Source organism: Enterobacter cloacae complex sp. IR53030 (assembly GCF_049238365.1).
Lineage (GTDB): Bacteria > Pseudomonadota > Gammaproteobacteria > Enterobacterales > Enterobacteriaceae > Enterobacter > Enterobacter kobei.
This window is the reverse complement of record NZ_JBMKHA010000001.1, coordinates 238,624-257,175: the sequence shown is the minus strand read 5'-3', so window position 1 is coordinate 257,175 and position 18,552 is coordinate 238,624. Positions and strand designations below refer to the sequence as shown.

General features: G+C 58.8%; 13 protein-coding genes. 8 read left to right on the top strand and 5 right to left on the bottom strand.

Annotated elements, in window-relative coordinates; translation table 11 throughout:
* Window positions 1-22: 22 nt before the first annotated feature.
* Together gsiA and iaaA are read right to left on the bottom strand one after the other, a co-directional pair.
* Window positions 23-1,894, bottom strand: coding sequence for a glutathione ABC transporter ATP-binding protein GsiA (gene gsiA / locus ACOTXR_RS01255; protein WP_023338180.1), 1,872 nt, complete (start codon window positions 1,892-1,894; stop codon window positions 23-25).
* An 11-nt stretch (window positions 1,895-1,905) separates the two neighbouring features.
* Window positions 1,906-2,844 (bottom strand): beta-aspartyl-peptidase, encoded by a 939-nt coding sequence (gene iaaA, locus ACOTXR_RS01250; RefSeq protein WP_032637926.1) that lies wholly within the window; start codon window positions 2,842-2,844, stop codon window positions 1,906-1,908.
* A 188-nt stretch (window positions 2,845-3,032) separates the two neighbouring features.
* Between iaaA and moeA the strand changes: the two genes are divergently transcribed.
* A complete protein-coding gene (moeA, locus tag ACOTXR_RS01245; RefSeq protein ID WP_058690444.1) occupies window positions 3,033-4,265 on the top strand; it encodes a molybdopterin molybdotransferase MoeA in 1,233 nt (410 codons plus the stop codon).
* Window position 4,266: 1 nt separating this feature from the next.
* Entirely contained in the window at window positions 4,267-5,019 is a 753-nt protein-coding gene (gene moeB, locus ACOTXR_RS01240) for a molybdopterin-synthase adenylyltransferase MoeB (RefSeq protein ID WP_050861574.1), read from the top strand.
* An 89-nt stretch (window positions 5,020-5,108) separates the two neighbouring features.
* Here the strand turns inward: moeB and fsa are convergent, their stop codons facing one another.
* On the bottom strand, window positions 5,109-5,771 hold the full coding sequence (gene fsa, locus ACOTXR_RS01235; RefSeq protein ID WP_014883128.1) for a fructose-6-phosphate aldolase: 663 nt from the start codon (window positions 5,769-5,771) through the stop codon (window positions 5,109-5,111).
* Window positions 5,772-5,898: 127 nt separating this feature from the next.
* Between fsa and ACOTXR_RS01230 the strand changes: the two genes are divergently transcribed.
* From ACOTXR_RS01230 to ACOTXR_RS01215, 4 genes are all read left to right on the top strand, one after another.
* Window positions 5,899-6,798, top strand: coding sequence for a glycyl-radical enzyme activating protein (locus ACOTXR_RS01230; RefSeq protein ID WP_058690445.1), 900 nt, complete (start codon window positions 5,899-5,901; stop codon window positions 6,796-6,798).
* Between the two features lie 4 nt (window positions 6,799-6,802).
* Window positions 6,803-9,235, top strand: a complete 2,433-nt coding sequence (locus ACOTXR_RS01225; RefSeq protein ID WP_078309767.1) for a formate C-acetyltransferase/glycerol dehydratase family glycyl radical enzyme — start codon at window positions 6,803-6,805, stop codon at window positions 9,233-9,235.
* Between the two features lie 167 nt (window positions 9,236-9,402).
* Window positions 9,403-10,218: a Cof-type HAD-IIB family hydrolase gene (locus ACOTXR_RS01220; RefSeq protein WP_023336967.1), complete on the top strand. Its 816-nt coding sequence runs from the start codon at window positions 9,403-9,405 to the stop codon at window positions 10,216-10,218.
* 149 nt (window positions 10,219-10,367) lie between these two features.
* Window positions 10,368-11,624 (top strand): DUF1479 domain-containing protein, encoded by a 1,257-nt coding sequence (locus ACOTXR_RS01215; protein ID WP_058690447.1) that lies wholly within the window; start codon window positions 10,368-10,370, stop codon window positions 11,622-11,624.
* On the opposite strand, the gene ACOTXR_RS01210 is transcribed toward ACOTXR_RS01215, so the two are convergent.
* The gene (locus ACOTXR_RS01210) at window positions 11,621-12,694 is read right to left on the bottom strand and encodes a LacI family DNA-binding transcriptional regulator (protein ID WP_023332477.1); all 1,074 of its coding nucleotides are present in this window, start codon (window positions 12,692-12,694) and stop codon (window positions 11,621-11,623) included. The genes ACOTXR_RS01215 and ACOTXR_RS01210 overlap by 4 nt on opposite strands.
* Window positions 12,695-12,982: 288 nt before the next feature.
* Between ACOTXR_RS01210 and ACOTXR_RS01205 the strand changes: the two genes are divergently transcribed.
* Together ACOTXR_RS01205 and ACOTXR_RS01200 are read left to right on the top strand one after the other, a co-directional pair.
* Entirely contained in the window at window positions 12,983-14,284 is a 1,302-nt protein-coding gene (locus ACOTXR_RS01205) for an MFS transporter (RefSeq protein ID WP_014883122.1), read from the top strand.
* A gap of 17 nt (window positions 14,285-14,301) precedes the next feature.
* Window positions 14,302-16,665 carry a TIM-barrel domain-containing protein gene (locus ACOTXR_RS01200; protein ID WP_058690449.1) on the top strand — a complete coding sequence of 788 codons (2,364 nt, stop codon included), beginning with the start codon at window positions 14,302-14,304 and terminating at the stop codon, window positions 16,663-16,665.
* 90 nt (window positions 16,666-16,755) lie between these two features.
* Here the strand turns inward: ACOTXR_RS01200 and ACOTXR_RS01195 are convergent, their stop codons facing one another.
* A complete protein-coding gene (locus tag ACOTXR_RS01195) occupies window positions 16,756-18,351 on the bottom strand; it encodes an ABC-F family ATPase (RefSeq protein WP_014883120.1) in 1,596 nt (531 codons plus the stop codon).
* Window positions 18,352-18,552: the final 201 nt, after the last annotated feature.

The following is an 18,552-nucleotide window of genomic DNA, read 5'->3' as shown; positions in this document are numbered from 1 at the left end:
GTGTTCTCCTGCCTGTTGTAAGTTATAACCGCGAAAACGCATTGTCCTGACGCGGGGGAGCGACGAAATGACCCGGCCCGACTTCGCGCAGCGTCACGCGCTCCACGGCCTCGCCGCGTTTGCGAATATTGCTCGGCATTTCATCCTGCAGCAGCACGCGCTGGCCGTGACGATGCGCGGGGTCAGCAACCGGTACCGCCGCGATAAGCTTGCGAGTGTAAGGATGTTGCGGGTTCTCAAACACTGCCCTTCGCGGACCTATCTCCACGATTTGCCCCATGAACATCACCGCCACGCGATGGCTGATGCGCTCGACCACCGCCATATCGTGCGAGATAAACAGGAAAGCGATGCCCATATCCCGCTGTAAATCGAGCAATAAGTTGATGATTTGCGCCCGGATTGAGACATCCAGCGCCGAAACGGATTCATCCGCAATCACCACTTTCGGGTTCAGCGCCAGCGCACGGGCAATGCAGATACGCTGCCGCTGGCCGCCGGAAAACTCGTGCGGATAACGCCAGGCATGTTCCGGCTTGAGGCCGACACGCTCCAGCAGCCAGGCCACGCGACGCTGCGCTGCTTCGCCGTCGAGCAGATTATGCACCCGCAGCGGCTCCATAATGGAGTATCCCACCGTATGGCGCGGGTCGAGGGAGGCATACGGATCCTGGAAAATAAACTGAATATCCCGGCGTACCGCCTGTAATTTGTTGTCTGGCAGGGTGTCGATTCGTTCGCCGTTAAAGGTGATTGTCCCTTCCTGCGTCTCCACCAGCCGGAGCAGCGCGCGTCCGGTGGTGGATTTCCCGCAGCCGGACTCCCCCACCAGCGCCAGCGTTTCTCCCGGCCATAAATCGAAACTGACGTTTTCGACCGCGTGGACTTCGCGCTTCAGGCGATTGAAAATCCCGCTGCGCAGCGGAAAACGGGTCACCAGGTCGCGCACTTCAAGAATGGGTTTGCCCGGCACCACGGTATCCTGCTCGCGTTCATCCTCCTGCTGCCCTGTCGCTTCAAGGGAAATCAGCGGAAAACGACGCGGCAGGTCGCTGCCGTTCATCGCGCCAAGACGCGGCACCGCCGCCAGCAGCGCTTTAGTATAAGGATGCACAGGGGCATGAAAAATCTGTTCGACCGTGCCGGTTTCCACCGCATTGCCCTTGTGCATCACCAGCACCCGGTCGGCGATGTCAGCCACCACGCCCATATCGTGGGTGATAAATATTACCCCCATCTCCATCTCTTGCTGCAGCACTTTGATAAGCTGCAGGATCTGCGCCTGAATCGTCACGTCCAGCGCCGTTGTCGGTTCATCCGCAATCAGTACCGCCGGACGGCAGGAGAGCGCCATGGCAATCATCACCCGCTGGCGCATACCGCCGGAAAGCTGATGCGGGTAACGTCCCAGAATGGCCTGCGCCTCGGGAATGCGCACCAGCTCCAGCATCCTTCTGGCTTCGTTGAGCGCCTCATCGCCACTTAGCCCCTGATGCAGCCGGATGGACTCGGCAATCTGTTCCCCTACCGGGAAAACCGGGTTAAGCGAAGTCATCGGCTCCTGAAAGATCATCGCAATATCTGCCCCGCGCACGCCCTGCATCTGCGCGCCGCTCAGCTCGTTTAAATCAATGACCTGACGATTACGGCGGCGCAGGAGCATCTTCTCGCTGCTGATTTGCCCGCCCGTCTGTTCCAGCAGACGCATCAGCGCCAGCGCGGTGACCGATTTACCGGAACCGGATTCGCCAACAATTGCCAGCGTCTCGCCGCGTCTGAGCGAGAACGATAAATTTTCTACTGCGGGGATGAACTGCCGCTCTTCCTGAAACGCAATATTCAGCTGATGGACAGCCAGTACTTCGCCGTTGTCCAGCTCTTCACTGTGCGGCACGCGCGGCCCCCTTATTCACGATAGATGCCCGTGCTCGGTTCATCACCGGCGTAACCCCAGGCGCGATACATCCCTTCGCTGTTAAACGGCAGGGCCACGTTGCCCTCACGGTCCACGGCAATTAGGCCGCCAACGCCGCCCAGAGCAGGCAATTTTTCCATCACCACGCGCTCGCAGGCCTCGCTCAGGCTTAAACCGCCGTAATCCATCAGCGCGGTGATGTCGTAGGCCGCGAGGGCGCGAATAAACACTTCCCCGGTGCCGGTACACGACACCGCCGCCGTGGCGTTATTGGCATAGCAGCCGGCGCCCGGCAGCGGGCTGTCGCCGACGCGGCCGGGCAGCTTGTTGGTCATGCCGCCCGTTGAGGTCGCCGCCGCGAGGTTGCCGGCCTTATCCAGCGCCACCGCGCCGACTGTGCCCATTTTGGTGGTTTCATCCAGCGGCGCAGCATGATCAAGCTGCGTCATACCCGCTGAACGGGCTTCCAGCAGTTGCTGATAGCGCTCCTCCGTGGAAAAAAGATCGGGCGATACCGGTTCCATTCCGTGCTCACGGGCAAATTTCTCCGCCCCGGCGCCCGTCAGCAGAACGTGCGGACTCTCTTCCATCACCAGACGCGCCGCCAGCACCGGATTACGCAGATGACTCACGCCCGCCACGGCCCCTGCCTTCAGGGTGACGCCGTCCATCACGCAAGCATCAAGCTCGTGGGTTTCATCCCGGGTAAAGACTGAACCGATGCCAGCATTAAAGAGCGGACACTCCTCCAGCAGACGCACCGCCTCGGTGACCACATCCAGCGCGCTCTCGCCCGCTTCCAGCATTTTTTGACCTGTTTCAACAATGGCGTACAGCGCGTCAATATAACGCTTTTCCTGCTCAGGACTGAGCTGTGCACGGGTGATTGCCCCTGCGCCACCATGAATTGCGATTACCGCATTAACCATTCACATCACCCGTTAGCCTGATTCGCGGCTTTTTCTATAAATATCATTATCGTCGATGAAACTTCAGATGATTTTTGAATATAGAAAGACGCAACTGTGATGTAAAGCGTACACCCATCGGGTCATACAGTTAGCCGCACTTTTCTGCCATAATGGACGCTTTCGTTGTTACTCCTCAGGAGCCCACCATGGATTTTACCGCCGGACTGATGCCGCTTGAGACGGCACTCACGCAGATGCTTGACCGACTTTCGCCGCTGCAAGACGTCGAAACGCTGCCCCTCGTGCGCTGTTTTGGCCGAATCGCCGCGCGCGATATCGTCTCTCCGCTTAACGTGCCGGGGTTCGATAATTCCGCGATGGACGGTTATGCGGTACGCCTGGCGGACCTCCAGACGGGCAACGCCCTGCCGGTGGCGGGTAAAGCCTTTGCCGGTCAGCCGTTTAGCGGTGAATGGCCTGTGGGCACCTGCGTGCGCATCATGACCGGCGCGCCGGTTCCGCCAGGCTGCGATGCCGTGGTGATGCAGGAAGAAACCGAACAGACGGACGACGGCGTGCGTTTTACCGCCAGCGTCAAAGCGGGCCAGAACATCCGCCGTACCGGCGAGGACATTACCCTTGGCGCAACGGTCTTTGCCGCCGGGCAGAAGCTGACGGTGGCGGAGCTGCCGGTGCTGGCCTCGCTCGGCATCGCGGACATTGACGTTATCCGGAAAGTGCGCGTCGCGGTGTTCTCCACCGGTGACGAGCTGCAGCTTCCGGGCCAGCCGCTGCAGGACGGTCAGATTTACGACACCAACCGGCTGGCAGTCCACCTGATGCTGGAGCAGCTGGGCTGCGAAGTGATTAATCTCGGCATCATTCCTGACGATCCGGAAAAACTGCGCGCGGCATTTATTGAGGCGGATAAATCCGCCGATGTGGTCATCAGCTCCGGCGGCGTCTCCGTGGGGGAAGCGGATTACACCAAAACCCTTCTTGAAGAGCTGGGCGAAATCGCCTTCTGGAAGCTGGCAATCAAACCGGGCAAACCGTTCGCGTTTGGCAAGCTTCCGCACAGCTGGTTCTGCGGTCTGCCGGGTAATCCGGTCTCAGCGGCACTCACCTTTTACCAGCTGGTGATCCCGCTGCTGGCGAAGCTTTCCGGCAACACCGCCAGCCCGCTGCCGGAACGCCTGCGCGTGCGCGCCGCGACGCGCCTGAAAAAATCGCCGGGTCGGCTTGATTTCCAGCGCGGCATTCTGGCGCATAACGCGCAGGGTGAGCTGGAAGTCAGCACGACCGGGCACCAGGGTTCGCACATTTTCAGCTCCTTCAGCCTGGGCAACTGCTTTATCGTGCTGGAGCGCGAGCGCGGCAACGTGGAAGCGGGTGAATGGGTTGAGGTAGAGCGCTTCAACCAGCTGTTCGGAGGCTGACATGACGGTGGAACTGAGCGACCAGGAGATGATGCGCTACAACCGCCAGATTGTCCTGCGCGGGTTTGATTTCGAGGGACAGGAAGCACTCAAGGCGGCCAGCGTGCTGGTTGTTGGCCTCGGCGGGCTCGGCTGCGCCGCCGCGCAATACCTGGCCGCGGCGGGCGTGGGCAGGATGACGCTGCTGGATTTTGATACCGTATCGGTGTCTAACCTGCAGCGCCAGACGCTGCACAGCGACGCGACCATTGGCCAGCCAAAAGTGGAATCCGCCCGGGCTGCTCTGGCGCGCATCAACCCCAACGTTCAGTTCACCCTGCTTGACGCGATGCTGGATGACGAGGCGTTATTTGCGCAGATTGCGCAGCACGATCTGGTGCTCGACTGCACCGATAACGTCGCCGTTCGTAACCAGCTTAATGCAGGCTGTTTTGCCCACAAAACCCCGCTGGTCTCCGGTGCGGCGATCCGCATGGAGGGGCAGATCAGCGTCTTCACCTATGCGGAGGGGGCCCCCTGCTACCGCTGCCTGAGCCGTCTGTTTGGTGAGAATGCGCTAACCTGCGTTGAGGCGGGCGTGATGGCGCCGCTCGTCGGCGTGATTGGGTCGCTGCAGGCGATGGAAGCGATTAAAGTGCTGGCACATTACGGTACGCCTGCCGCAGGAAAAATCGTGATGTATGACGCGATGACCTGCCAGTTCCGCGAGATGAAGCTGATGCGTAATCCGGGGTGTGAGGTTTGTGGAGGTTAAAGCAAACGGCAACCTTCAGGTTGCCGTTTAAGTGTTTGCTCCCTCTCCCTGTGGGAGAGGGTTGGGGTGAGGGCATCAGGCCGCACCCGTCAGATCGACGTCCGACCAAACGCCCCCTGCCAGTCCTGCTCAAACTTCACAATCGCTGCGTCTACCGCAGGAGAGGTAATAAACTGCTGCGCCACGTCCAGCGGCAGCGTGATGGACTCGCATCCTGCCAGCAGGCAGTCCAGCGCCTGACGTGGGGTCTTAAAGCTCGCGGCCAGCACTTTTGATTGCGGGGCGTGCAGCGTCAGCAGCTGTTGCAGCTCAACCACGGTCTGGATACCGTCCCCGCCCTGCGCGTCCACGCGGTTCACGTATGGCGCGACATACTCTGCTCCTGCCAGCGCGCAGAGCATACCCTGGGCCGCGCCGTACACCGCCGTACCCAGCGTCGGAATGCCTTCCGCTTTCAGCATCTTGATGGCTGCCAGCCCTTCGGCAGTTACCGGCACTTTCACCACCAGGTCGTTAATCATCGCGCGCAGCTTACGCGCGTCTTCCACCATACCTTCAGCGGTAGTCGCCATCACCTGCGCGAACAGACGGCCTTTACCGCCCATCGCGTCGTGCAGCGCGGGCAGAAGCTCATCCAGCGGCGTTTTACCTGCCGCCACAATGCTTGGGTTGGTGGTCACGCCCGCCAGCGGGAAGATACGCGCCAGCTTTTTGACTGCCGCAACGTCAGATGTGTCGAGATAAAGTTCCATGATGTCACCCTCAAAATTAGCCTGCGCTTAACCTATCACAGGAAAACCTGCTCAGGAGTTGACCTGCATCAAGATAACTTTCATTCGAAAGTCATTTAATCTTCATATGCAACCTGAGGGTAAAAACATGATCTTCAATATTCAGCGTTACTCCACCCACGATGGCCCCGGTATTCGTACCGTGGTTTTCCTGAAAGGCTGCTCGCTGGGCTGTCGCTGGTGCCAGAACCCGGAAAGCCGTTCCCGTAGCCGGGACGTGCTGTTTGATGCGCGCCTGTGCCTTGACGGCTGCGACCTGTGTCAGCAGGCGGCGCCGGGCTGTATCGAACGCACGCTGAATGGTCTCGTCATCCACCGTGAAAAATTGCGTGAAGAGACGCTCAACGCCCTCACCGACTGCTGCCCGACGCACGCGCTGACCGTATGCGGTGAAGAACAGCAGGTGGGCGAGATCATGGCGACCGTGCTGCGCGATAAGCCCTTTTACGACCGCAGCGGCGGCGGTATTACGCTTTCCGGCGGCGAGCCGTTTATGAACCCGGAGCTGGCGCACGCGCTGTTTAAAGCCAGCCACGAACAGGGGATCCACACCGCCGTTGAAACCTGTCTTCACGTGCCGTGGCACTATATCGAGCCTTCATTACCGTACGTCGATCTGTTCCTCGCCGACCTGAAACACGTCGATCCTGAGGTGTTCAAACAGTGGACGGACGGCTCGGCCAAACGGATCCTCGATAACCTGAAGCGCCTTGCCGCTGCCGGGAAAAAAATCACCATTCGCGTACCGCTGATTCAGGGCTTCAATGCCGATGAAGCGTCCGTGACCGCCATTACCAACTTCGCCGCCGATGAACTTGGCGTCGATGATATTCATTTTCTGCCGTATCACACGCTGGGCATGAACAAATACACCCTGCTTGGCCAACCCTACTCTGCCCCTGACAAACCGCTGGATAACCCTGCCCTGCTGGACTTCGCGCAGCAGTACGCCTGCCAGAAAGGGTTAACCGCGACCTTACGAGGATAAACCTATGACGACGTTAAATCTCAACACCCTCAGCGAGCGCATCAAGGCGCACAAAACCGCGCTGGTCCATATCGTTAAGCCGCCGGTCTGTACCGAGCGCGCGCAGCATTACACCGAAATGTACCAGCAGCACATGGACAAGCCGATCCCGTTGCGTCGCGCCCTGGCGCTGGCGCATCATCTGGCTGAGCGTACCATCTGGATCAAACACGACGAGCTGATTATCGGTAACCAGGCAAGCGAAGTTCGCGCCGCACCTATCTTCCCGGAATACACCGTCTCCTGGATTGAAAAAGAGATCGACGATCTGGCGGACCGTCCGGGCGCAGGCTTTGCGGTGAGCGAAGAGAACAAGCGCGTCCTGCATGCGATCTGCCCGTGGTGGCGCGGCCAGACGGTGCAGGATCGCTGCTACGGCATGTTCACCGACGAGCAAAAAGGCCTGCTGGAAACCGGTATTATCAAAGCCGAAGGCAACATGACCTCCGGCGACGCGCACCTGGCGGTGAACTTCCCGCTGGTGCTGGAGAAAGGTCTCGACGGCCTGCGCGCTAAAGTCGCCGAGCGCCGCTCGCGTATCAACCTGACGGTGCTGGACGATCTGCACGGCGACCAGTTCCTGAAAGCGATCGATATCGTGCTGGACGCGGTGAGCCTGCACATCAAACGTTTTGCCGCTCTGGCACGCGAAATGGCGGCCACGGAAACCCGCGAAAACCGCCGCGACGAGCTGCTGGCGATGGCGGAAAACTGCGACGTGATTGCCCACGAGCCGCCAAAAACCTTCTGGCAGGCGCTGCAGCTGTGCTATTTCATTCAGCTGATCCTGCAGATTGAGTCTAACGGTCACTCCGTGTCGTTCGCCCGTATGGACCAGTATCTCTATCCGTTCTACCGCCGCGACGTGGAGCTGAACCAGAGTCTCGACCGCGAACACGCCATTGAGCTGCTGCACAGCTGCTGGCTGAAGCTGCTGGAAGTGAACAAGATCCGCTCCGGCTCGCACTCTAAGGCCTCTGCCGGTAGCCCGCTGTACCAGAACGTCACCATCGGCGGCCAGAAGCTGGTCAACGGTGAGCCAATGGACGCGGTCAACCCGCTCTCCTACGCGATTCTGGAATCCTGCGGTCGCCTGCGCTCCACTCAGCCGAACCTGAGCGTGCGTTACCACGCAGGCATGAGTAACGACTTCCTTGACGCCTGCGTACAGGTGATTCGCTGCGGCTTCGGGATGCCGGCGTTCAACAACGATGAAATCGTTATCCCGGAATTTATCAAGCTCGGCGTTGAACGTGATGACGCCTATGACTACGCGGCCATCGGCTGTATCGAAACCGCCGTGGGCGGCAAGTGGGGCTATCGCTGCACCGGCATGAGCTTTATCAACTTTGCCCGCGTGATGCTCGCCGCGCTGGAAGGCGGCCGCGACGCCACCAGCGGTAAGGTATTCCTGCCGCAGGAAAAAGCGCTCTCTGCCGGTAACTTCGATAACTTCGAGGAGGTGATGGCGGCGTGGGATACGCAGATTCGCTACTACACCCGCAAATCCATCGAAATTGAGTACGTGGTAGACACCATGCTGGAAGAGAACGTGCACGATATTCTCTGCTCGGCGCTGGTGGACGACTGCATCGAACGCGCGAAAAGCATCAAGCAGGGCGGCGCGAAGTATGACTGGGTTTCCGGCCTGCAGGTGGGTATCGCCAACCTCGGCAACAGTCTGGCGGCGGTGAAGAAGCTGGTGTTTGAACAGGGCGTCATCGGTCAACAGCAGCTGGCGGCGGCGCTGGCGGATGATTTCGACGGGTTGACCCACGAGCAGCTGCGTCAGCGTCTGATCAACGGCGCGCCGAAGTACGGTAACGACAACGACAGCGTGGATATGCTGCTGACGCGTGCTTACCAGACCTACATTGAAGAGCTGAAGCAGTACCACAACCCGCGCTATGGTCGTGGTCCGATTGGCGGTAACTACTACGCGGGCACCTCCTCCATTTCCGCAAACGTGCCGTTTGGCGCGGCAACGATGGCGACTCCGGACGGACGTAAGGCGCATACCCCGCTGGCGGAAGGGGCAAGCCCGGCGTCCGGTACCGACCACCTCGGCCCGACGGCGGTCATCGGCTCCGTGGGTAAACTCCCTACCGAGGCGATTCTGGGCGGCGTGCTGCTGAACCAGAAGCTGAACCCGTCGACGCTGGAAAACGACAGCGATCGCCAGAAGCTGATGGTGCTGCTGCGCACTTTCTTCGAGGTGCATAAAGGCTGGCATATTCAGTACAACATCGTCTCGCGCGAAACGCTGCTGGAAGCGAAGAAACACCCTGACCAGTACCGCGATTTAGTGGTACGCGTAGCGGGCTACTCGGCGTTCTTCACCGCCCTGTCGCCGGATGCACAGGACGATATTATTGCGCGTACCGAGCATACGCTGTAAAAAAACGCCCGGTGGCGCTGCGCTTACCGGGCCTACATTGTCTCCCCCGCAGGCCGGGTAAGGCGAAGCCGCCACCCGGCTTTCTGACTTTCATTCGAAATTAAATTTGTGCTCCCCGTCACCTTGTTATTAGAATGTTTCAAAACGCAGTGACCCAGGAGCACAGTATGACCGTAAAAGTTATCGTCACCGATATGGACGGAACTTTCCTTGATGATGCCAAGCAGTACGATCGTGACCGCTTCCAGGCACAGTTTGAGCAGCTTAACGCCCGCGGTATTGAATTCGTTGTCGCCAGCGGCAATCAGTATTATCAGCTCATCTCCTTCTTCCCTGAGCTAAAAGATCGAATCTCCTTCGTGGCGGAAAACGGCGCGCTGGTGTTCGATCACGGGGAACACGTTTTCCACGGCGAACTGACTCGCCATGAGTCGCAGATCGTCATTGGCGAACTGCTGAAAGATAACGCGCTGAACTTCGTGGCCTGCGGGCTGCAGAGCGCTTACGTCAGCGATAAAGCCCCGGACGAATTTGTGGCGCTGATGTCTAAGCACTACCATCGCTTAACGCGCGTCAGCGATTATCACGAGATTGACGATGTGCTGTTCAAGTTCTCACTGAACCTGCCCGACAGCGATATCCCGAACCTGATCGACGCGCTGCATGTTTCTCTCGACGGCATTATGAAACCGGTCACCAGCGGCTTTGGGTTTGTGGACTTGATCATTCCTGGCCTGCATAAAGCCAACGGCATCAGCCGCCTGCTGAAGCGCTGGGAGCTCTCCCCACAGCAGTGCGTGGCCATTGGCGACAGCGGCAATGACGCGGAGATGCTGAAGCTGGTGAAATACTCATTTGCGATGAACAACGCGGCAGAAAGCATCAAACAGATCGCCCGCTACAGCACCGACGACAACAACCACCAGGGCGCGCTGAACGTCATTCAGGCCGTGCTCGATAACCATTCCCCGTTCGACGCCTAATCTCTCTCCCGCCGGAGCCCCGCTCCGGCCTATCACTCTTTTTCCGACCTGTGGCTTGCGTCAAGTTTTTAAACTTGCATTAACTTATTTTTAACTTAAAGTATCACTTGTAAATATTTTTACTTTCGAATGAAAGATGCGAGGCAGTTATGACCTTTACCAGTGAAACTTTGCCAGCGGACCACAAAGCGGCAATTCGTCAGATGAAGCGCGAGCTACGCACCCAGATCGGTGATGTTCAGGCGGTGTTTGACAAGCTCAGCGACAACATTGCCACCCGCGTGGCAGAGATCAACGCCCTCAAGAATAAAGGCCAACCCGTCTGGCCGACGATCCCGTTCGCGGATGTGAAAAACGGCACAATCACCGCTGAACAGCGCGAGGCGGTTAAGCGTCGGGGCTGCGCGGTGATCAAAGGTCATTTTCCGCGCGAACAGGCGCTGGCGTGGGATCAGTCGATGCTCGACTATCTCGATCTCAATAAGTTTGACGAGGTGTATAAAGGGCCGGGCGATAACTTCTTCGGCACCTTAACCGCCTCTCGTCCGGAGATTTACCCGATCTACTGGTCGCAGGCGCAAATGCAGGCGCGTCAGAGCGAAGAGATGGCGCAGGTGCAGTCGTTCCTGAACCGTTTATGGACATTCGAGAGCAACGGCAAGCAGTGGTTCGACCCGGATGTCAGCGTGATTTATCCGGATCGTATTCGCCGCCGCCCGCCGGGCACCACCTCTAAAGGGCTGGGCGCGCACACCGATTCTGGCGCGCTGGAGCGCTGGCTGCTGCCTGCCTATCAGCAGGTGTTTGCCCGCGTGTTTGACGGCAATATTGATAAGTACGATCCGTGGAACGCCGCGCACCGCACCGAAGTGGAAGAGTACACCGTGGATAACACCACCAAGTGTTCGGTGTTCCGTACTTTCCAGGGCTGGACGGCGCTGTCGGACATGATCCCCGGCCAGGGACTGCTGCACGTGGTGCCCATCCCGGAAGCGATGGCGTACATTCTGCTGCGTCCGCTGCTGGACGACGTGCCGGAAGACGAACTCTGCGGCGTCGCGCCGGGCCGCGTGCTGCCGATTTCGGAAAAATGGCACCCGCTGCTCATCGAAGCATTAACCAGCATACCGGCGCTGGACGCAGGGGATTCCGTGTGGTGGCACTGCGATGTGATCCACTCCGTCGCTCCGGTGGAAAATCAGCAGGGCTGGGGCAACGTGATGTACATCCCTGCCGCGCCGATGTGCGAGAAGAACCTCGCCTACGCGAAAAAGGTGAAGGAAGCGCTGGAAACCGGTGCGTCACCGGGAGATTTCCCGCGTGAAGATTATGAAAAAAGCTGGCAGGACCGCTTTACCGTGAACGATCTCAACATCCACGGCAAGCGCGCGCTGGGTATGGTTTAACTGTCGTACAGCCCTTCCCGCTCAACGGCGGTGCGTCGTTTCCCCTGGCGTATCCGCCGTACCGATTCCCGCACGGTCAGCGTGCCGTTCAGCAGCAAGGTTCCCACCGGGGCGTCCGGGCGCATCAGCCGCTGCTGGAGCATATGCACCGCTTCCGTTCCCAGTTCATCACGCGGGACATGCACTGCCGTCAGGGGCACATCCTGAATCGCCGCCAGATTAAAGCCGTCGATGCTCATGACGGAAACGTCCTGCGGTACCCGCAATCCCTGTTTCTGCAAAGCGCTGATGGTGCCCGCCGCCATAAAGTCGCCGCCGACCAAAAACGCGGTGGGCAGATCTTTTCCCTTCTGCTGGTTAAGCCACTCGCTAACCAGCTGTTCCGTTTCGCGCGCGCTAAAGCTCGGCACCACCAGCAGATCGCGCTTGTCGCTGAACGTCAGGTTATGGGCGTGCCACGCGTCGCGGATCCCTGCCAGGCGCAGCTCCATGGTGTAACGGCGCAGGCACAGCACGTTCATCACGTCGCGGTGTCCCATTTCGAACAGGTATTCCGCCGCCCGCTCGCCAATGGCGCGATGGTCCGGCGCTACGGCAGGCAGACGCATGTGGCGGTCACGGCAGTTAATCAGCATGCAGGGTTTTCCCACGTCCACCGCCAGATCGTGGATATGCGGATCGTCAATACCGAGCAAAATGGCTGCCTGGGTGTCCGGCTCGTTCATGCGTGCCAGAAAAAGCTGCGCGTCGCTGTCGTTCTCCTCCAGCGCACAGTAGCGTAGCCGAACCTCGTGCGAAGCCAGCCCTTTGCTGACGCTCTGGATCACGCGGTAGTAAAAGATGTCGGACCGCTCGTCAAAGGCTCGCTGGGGAGCAAAAACCACCAGGCTGTTAAGCAGCAGACGCCCCGCCGCCATGCCATCCATCACCCCCAGCTCCCGTGCGCACGCCAGCACCTTTGCACGCGCTTTTTCGCTGGTGTTCGCTTTGCCCGCCAGCACGCGGGAAACGGTACTGATAGAGAGCTGTGTACGGGCCGCGATTTCGGTGATTTTTAGCCTTTTGTCCATTTTGTGATCTGGCTCCATTTGCGAAATGAAAAAATTTTCATAGCGTATCCGTCAGGTAATAACGGGCATAACGGCCATCATGCCAGAGGGTTTGCGCCCGTTATGAGAAACTTTGCACAAAATCCACTATTGCCCACTCATTTTCTCCCTTAAGGTGAACTTGTCACACAACTTCCATACTAGTTGTATAGCAGCTTAAGGATTCTAAACGGATAGAAATCAAAGGCATAACAATCTGTGTGACACCTGAACCTCCGTCCCCTTAGCGTCCGTCTTGTGGAGAGTAAAATGAGTCAGGACATCAATAACACCGTTGCGACAAGCAAAACCCGTCGCGTCATCAAGAACCTGCGCTGGTACGTGCTGGTGCTGTTTTTACTGGGCGTCACCGTTAACTACATCACCCGAAACTCATTGGGGATCCTCGCGCCGGAACTGAAAGAGAGCCTCGGGATCACCACCGAGCAATACTCCTGGATCGTCGGCGCATTCCAGATCGCCTACACCATTTTCCAGCCCCTGTGCGGCTGGCTGATTGACGTCATCGGCCTGAAGATTGGCTTTATGGTCTGCGCCGGGATCTGGGCGCTGATGTGTATCTTCCACGCGGGGGCCGGAAGCTGGCTGCACCTGGCTATCCTGCGCTTCTTTATGGGGGCCTCTGAGGCCGCCGCAACCCCGGCGAACGCCAAAACCATCGGTGAATGGTTCCCGAAATCGGAACGCCCTGTTGCCGCCGGTTGGGCGGGCGTGGGCTTCTCCATCGGTGCGATGCTGGCCCCGCCAATTATCTACTTTGCTCACGCGTCGTTTGGCTGGCAGGGTGCGTTTATGTTTACCGGCGTGCTGGCGCTGCTGTGGGTGATCCTCTGGTGGGCGTTCTACCACAACCCGGAGCAGCACCCGAACCTGAGCAAGGATGAGCTGGCATTTATCAAGCAGGATAACGAACCGCCTGCGGTCAAACTGCCGTTCCTGACCGCGCTGAAAACCGTCTCGAAAAACAAACGTTTCTACGGTATCGCCATCCCGGCCTTTATGGCGGAACCGGCCTGGGCGGTGTTGAGCTTCTGGGTGCCGCTGTATCTCGCCAAAGAACACGGCATGGACCTGAAGCAGATTGCGATGTTCGCCTGGCTGCCGTTCCTCGCTGCTGACCTCGGCAGCGTGGCAAGTGGCTACCTGACGCGATTGTACACCCGCCTGTTCGGCTGCTCCCGCGTTAACTCCGTCGTCGCCAGCTCCGTCACCGGCGCGTTTCTGATGATTTCTCTGGGCATTGTCGCCATTACCCGCGACCCGTATATCACCATCGTGCTGATCTCCATCGGCGGCTTTGGGCACCAGATTATCTCCTGCATGCTCAGCGCCCTGGTCGTGGAGTCGTTTGATAAGGGCCAGATGGCGACCGTCAACGGCATGCGCGGCTCGGCGGCGTGGATCGCCAGCTTCCTGTTCTCGCTGTTAATCGGTGTGACCGCCGACAAAATCGGCTTTAACCCGCTCTTTATTGCCATGGGCTTCTTTGACCTGATTGGCGCTGTCTTCCTGGTAGCATTTATTGCTGAACGTCGCGCCAAGCGCGCCTGATAGTGGATGTATTGCATATGAAAACCCTGAAAAACTGGACCGTTGATACGCAGTCGGCAAACCATCTGGAACTGCTGGTGGATAACCAGCACCGCCTGTGCCTGTATGTGCTGGAAGAGAACCTGTTCCGCGTGCTGATCAAACGCAAAGGTGAACTGGCGCTGGACCGCACCTGGAGCATCGCCCCGGCGCAAGACGTGCCGTGGGAAGGTCGCCGTCGTGACGATGTCAGTGGCTTTACCTGCCCGGCCTGGACGCTGACGCGGCAGGAAAATACCGTGACGGTGGCGACGGAGCAGCTTCGGGTGACCGTCCACCAGCCCCTGTGGCTGGAGTGGCACTACCGCAACGACGCGGGCGAGTGGCAGCCGCTGGTCAATGACCGTCCGACCAGTGCGTACCTGCTGAACGCCCACGGTGACGGCGTGGCGCACTATCTGAGCCGTCGCAAGGACGAACGTTTCTACGGGCTGGGCGAGAAAGCGGGCGATCTACAGCGCAACGGTAAACGCTACGAGATGCGCAACCTGGATGCGATGGGCTACAACGCCGCCAGCACCGACCCGCTGTACAAGCACATTCCGTTCACCCTCACCCGTCGCGACGACGTGAGCTACGGCCTGTTCTACGATAACCTGAGCAGCTGCTGGCTGGATCTGGGCAACGAGATCGACAACTACCACACCGCCTATCGGCGCTGGCAGGCGGAAGCGGGCGATATCGATTACTACATCTTTACCGGCAAGCGCGTACTGGACGTCACCAAAGCCTTCGTGCGCCTGACCGGGAAAACGCTGTTCGGACCGAAATGGAGCCTGGGCTACAGCGGCTCGACCATGCACTATACCGACGCGCCGGACGCGCAAAACCAGCTGATGAACTTTATCCGCCTGTGTGAAGAACACGCGATTCCATGCGACTCGTTCCAGCTCTCCTCAGGCTATACCTCCATTAACGGCAAGCGCTACGTCTTTAACTGGAACCATGACAAAGTGCCGCAGCCGAAGGTGATGAGCCAGGCGTTCCACGATGCCGGGTTAAAGCTGGCTGCCAACATCAAGCCTTGTCTGCTGCAGGATCATCCCCGCTATAACGAAGTGGCGGAACGTGGCCTGTTCATTCCCGACTCAGAAACTGATGCACCTGAACGTTCCAGCTTCTGGGATGACGAAGGATCACATCTCGATTTCACCAACCCGCAAACGGTGCAGTGGTGGCAGAACGGCGTGACCACGCAGCTGCTGGAGATGGGGATCGACTCGACCTGGAACGATAACAACGAATACGAAGTATGGGACGGGGAAGCACGCTGTTTTGGCTTCGGCAAAGAGATTGCCATCAAACACATTCGCCCGGTGATGCCGCTGCTGATGATGCGCGCCTCGCTGGAAGCGCAGCAGCGTTTCGCGCCGGAAAAACGTCCGTATCTCATTTCCCGCTCCGGCTGCGCCGGGATGCAGCGCTACGTCCAGACCTGGAGCGGCGATAACCGCACTCACTGGGATACCCTGCGCTATAACATCCGCATGGGGCTGGGCATGAGCCTCTCCGGGCTGTTCAACGTCGGCCACGACGTCGGCGGTTTCTCCGGCGACAAGCCAGACGCCGAGCTGTTCGTGCGCTGGGTGCAAAACGGCGTGATGCATCCGCGCTTTACCATTCACTCGTGGAACGATGACCACACGGTCAACGAGCCGTGGATGTACCCGGGCGTGACCCCCGCTATTCGCGATGCGATTGAGCTGCGCTACCGTCTGCTGCCCTATCTCTACACCCTGCTCTGGCAGGCGCACGCCGACGACGAACCGATGCTGCGCCCGACCTTCCTCGACCACGAGCACGACGCGCGGACCTTCGAAGAGTGCGATGACTTCCTGCTGGGCCGCGACCTCCTTGTCGCCAGCGTCGTCGAGGCCGGGCAGCGTAAACGCCACGTCTGGCTGCCGGATAACGAAACCGGCTGGTACGATTTCTACACTCACGAATGGTTCGCTGGCGGGCAAGCGATCGTCCTCGACGCGCCGCTGGAGAAACTGCCGCTGCTGGTGCGCGCCGGTGCCGGTCTGCCGCTCAGCGAGCGCATCCGTCACGTGAGCGCCGAAAAAGACGATACTCGCGAGCTGAAGCTGTTCCCGGTGAAAGGCGTCGGCACCACGTCCGGCCTGCTGTTTGAAGATGACGGCGAGTCCTGGGGCTACCAGAACGGCAATGCGCTGTGGGTGGCGTGGGAAATGGTGTGCGACGGGGCAACCGTCAACCTGAACATCGGTGCACGCGGTGATTATCGTCCGGCGTGGAACGCGCTGAAGGTGTCGTTACCGGCGGGGGAAAAACGTAAGCTGCTGGTGAATGGTGAAGAAAGGTGTGATTGGGTGGTGTAGTGCGGCCTGATGCCCTCACCCTGACCCTCTCCCACAGGGAGAGGGAATGGAACATAGGCCGGGTAAGGCGAAGCCGCCACCCGGCTTTTTTTAACTCTCGATACCTTTGCTGCGCAGGTAATCTTCGTAGTTACCGGTGAAGTCCACCACGCGCTCTGGCGTAATTTCGATCACGCGGGTCGCCAGCGAGCTGACGAATTCACGGTCGTGAGAGACGAAGATCAGCGTGCCCTGATACATCTCCAGCGCCATGTTCAGCGATTCGATAGATTCCATATCCAGGTGGTTAGTCGGTTCGTCCATTACCAGGATATTGGGTTTTTCCATCATCAGCTTGCCGAACAGCATGCGACCCTTTTCACCACCGGACAGCACTTTCGCCGGCTTTTTGATGTCGTCCTGGCTGAACAGCAGACGACCCAGAATGCTACGCACCGCCTGCTCGTCGTCGCCTTCCTGCTTCCACTGGCTCATCCAGTCAAAGACGGTCAGGTCGTTTTCGAACTCGTATTCATGGTCCTGCGCGTAGTAACCAATCTGCGCGTTTTCTGACCACTTCACGGTGCCATTGTCCGGCTGCAGTTCACCCACCAGAGTTTTCAGCATGGTGGATTTACCCACGCCGTTGGCCCCCAGAATGGCAATCTTCTCGCCCACTTCCAGCAGCAGGTTGAAGTTTTTAAACAGCGGACCTTCATCGAAGCCTTTGGTAAGGGCTTCCACTTCCAGCGCGTTACGGAACAGTTTCTTGTCCTGCTCGAAGCGGATGAACGGGTTCTGACGGCTGGAAGCTTTGACTTCTTCCAGCTTGATTTTGTCGATCTGACGGGCGCGGGACGTCGCCTGACGAGACTTAGAGGCGTTCGCGCTGAAGCGGCTGACGAAGGATTGCAGGTCCGCAATCTGCGCTTTCTTCTTGGCGTTGTCGGCCAGCAGGCGTTCACGCGCCTGGGTCGCAGCCGTCATGTATTCGTCGTAGTTGCCCGGGTACACGCGCAGCTCGCCGTAGTCCAGATCCGCCATGTGCGTACAGACCATGTTCAGGAAGTGACGGTCGTGCGAAATGATGATCATGGTGCTGTCGCGGTCGTTCAGCGTCTGCTCCAGCCAGCGGATGGTGTCGATGTCCAGGTTGTTCGTTGGTTCGTCGAGAAGCAGGATGTCCGGGTTAGAGAACAGCGCCTGCGCCAGCAGGACACGCAGCTTCCAGCCTGGCGCGACTTCACTCATCGGGCCGTAATGCTGTTCAACAGGAATGCCCACGCCCAGCAGCAGCTCGCCCGCACGCGCTTCAGCTGAATAGCCATCCATCTCGCCGTAATGCGTTTCCAGTTCGGCCACTTTGTAGCCGTCCTCTTCGCTCATTTCAGCCAGGGCGTAAATGCGATCGCGCTCCTGCTTCACTTCCCACAGCTCCGCGTGCCCCATGATCACGGTGTCCAGCACGGTGAACTCTTCGAAGGCGAACTGATCCTGACGCAGCTTACCGATGCGCTCGTTCGGATCGAGCGACACGTTGCCAAGCGTCGGCTCCAGGTCGCCGCCGAGGATCTTCATAAAGGTGGATTTTCCGCTACCGTTGGCACCAATCAGGCCGTAACGGTTGCCGCCGCCAAATTTGACGGAAATGTTTTCGAACAGCGGCTTACTGCCAAACTGCATAGTGACGTTGCTGGTAACTAACACGGGGAGATTCCTGCGAAAAGTGTGATAAACACGGCATTATGCCACAATTCCGAATTGAGATCCCGTGTTGCGGCAATCCACTAAACTTTAACAAAATCGAAAAAAATGTGATTTCGTACACATCTGAATTCCCTGCGAGCGGGAATGCACATATAATGCGCTCCCATCATAGATTCAGACTTATCAACTCATCGCCTGAAT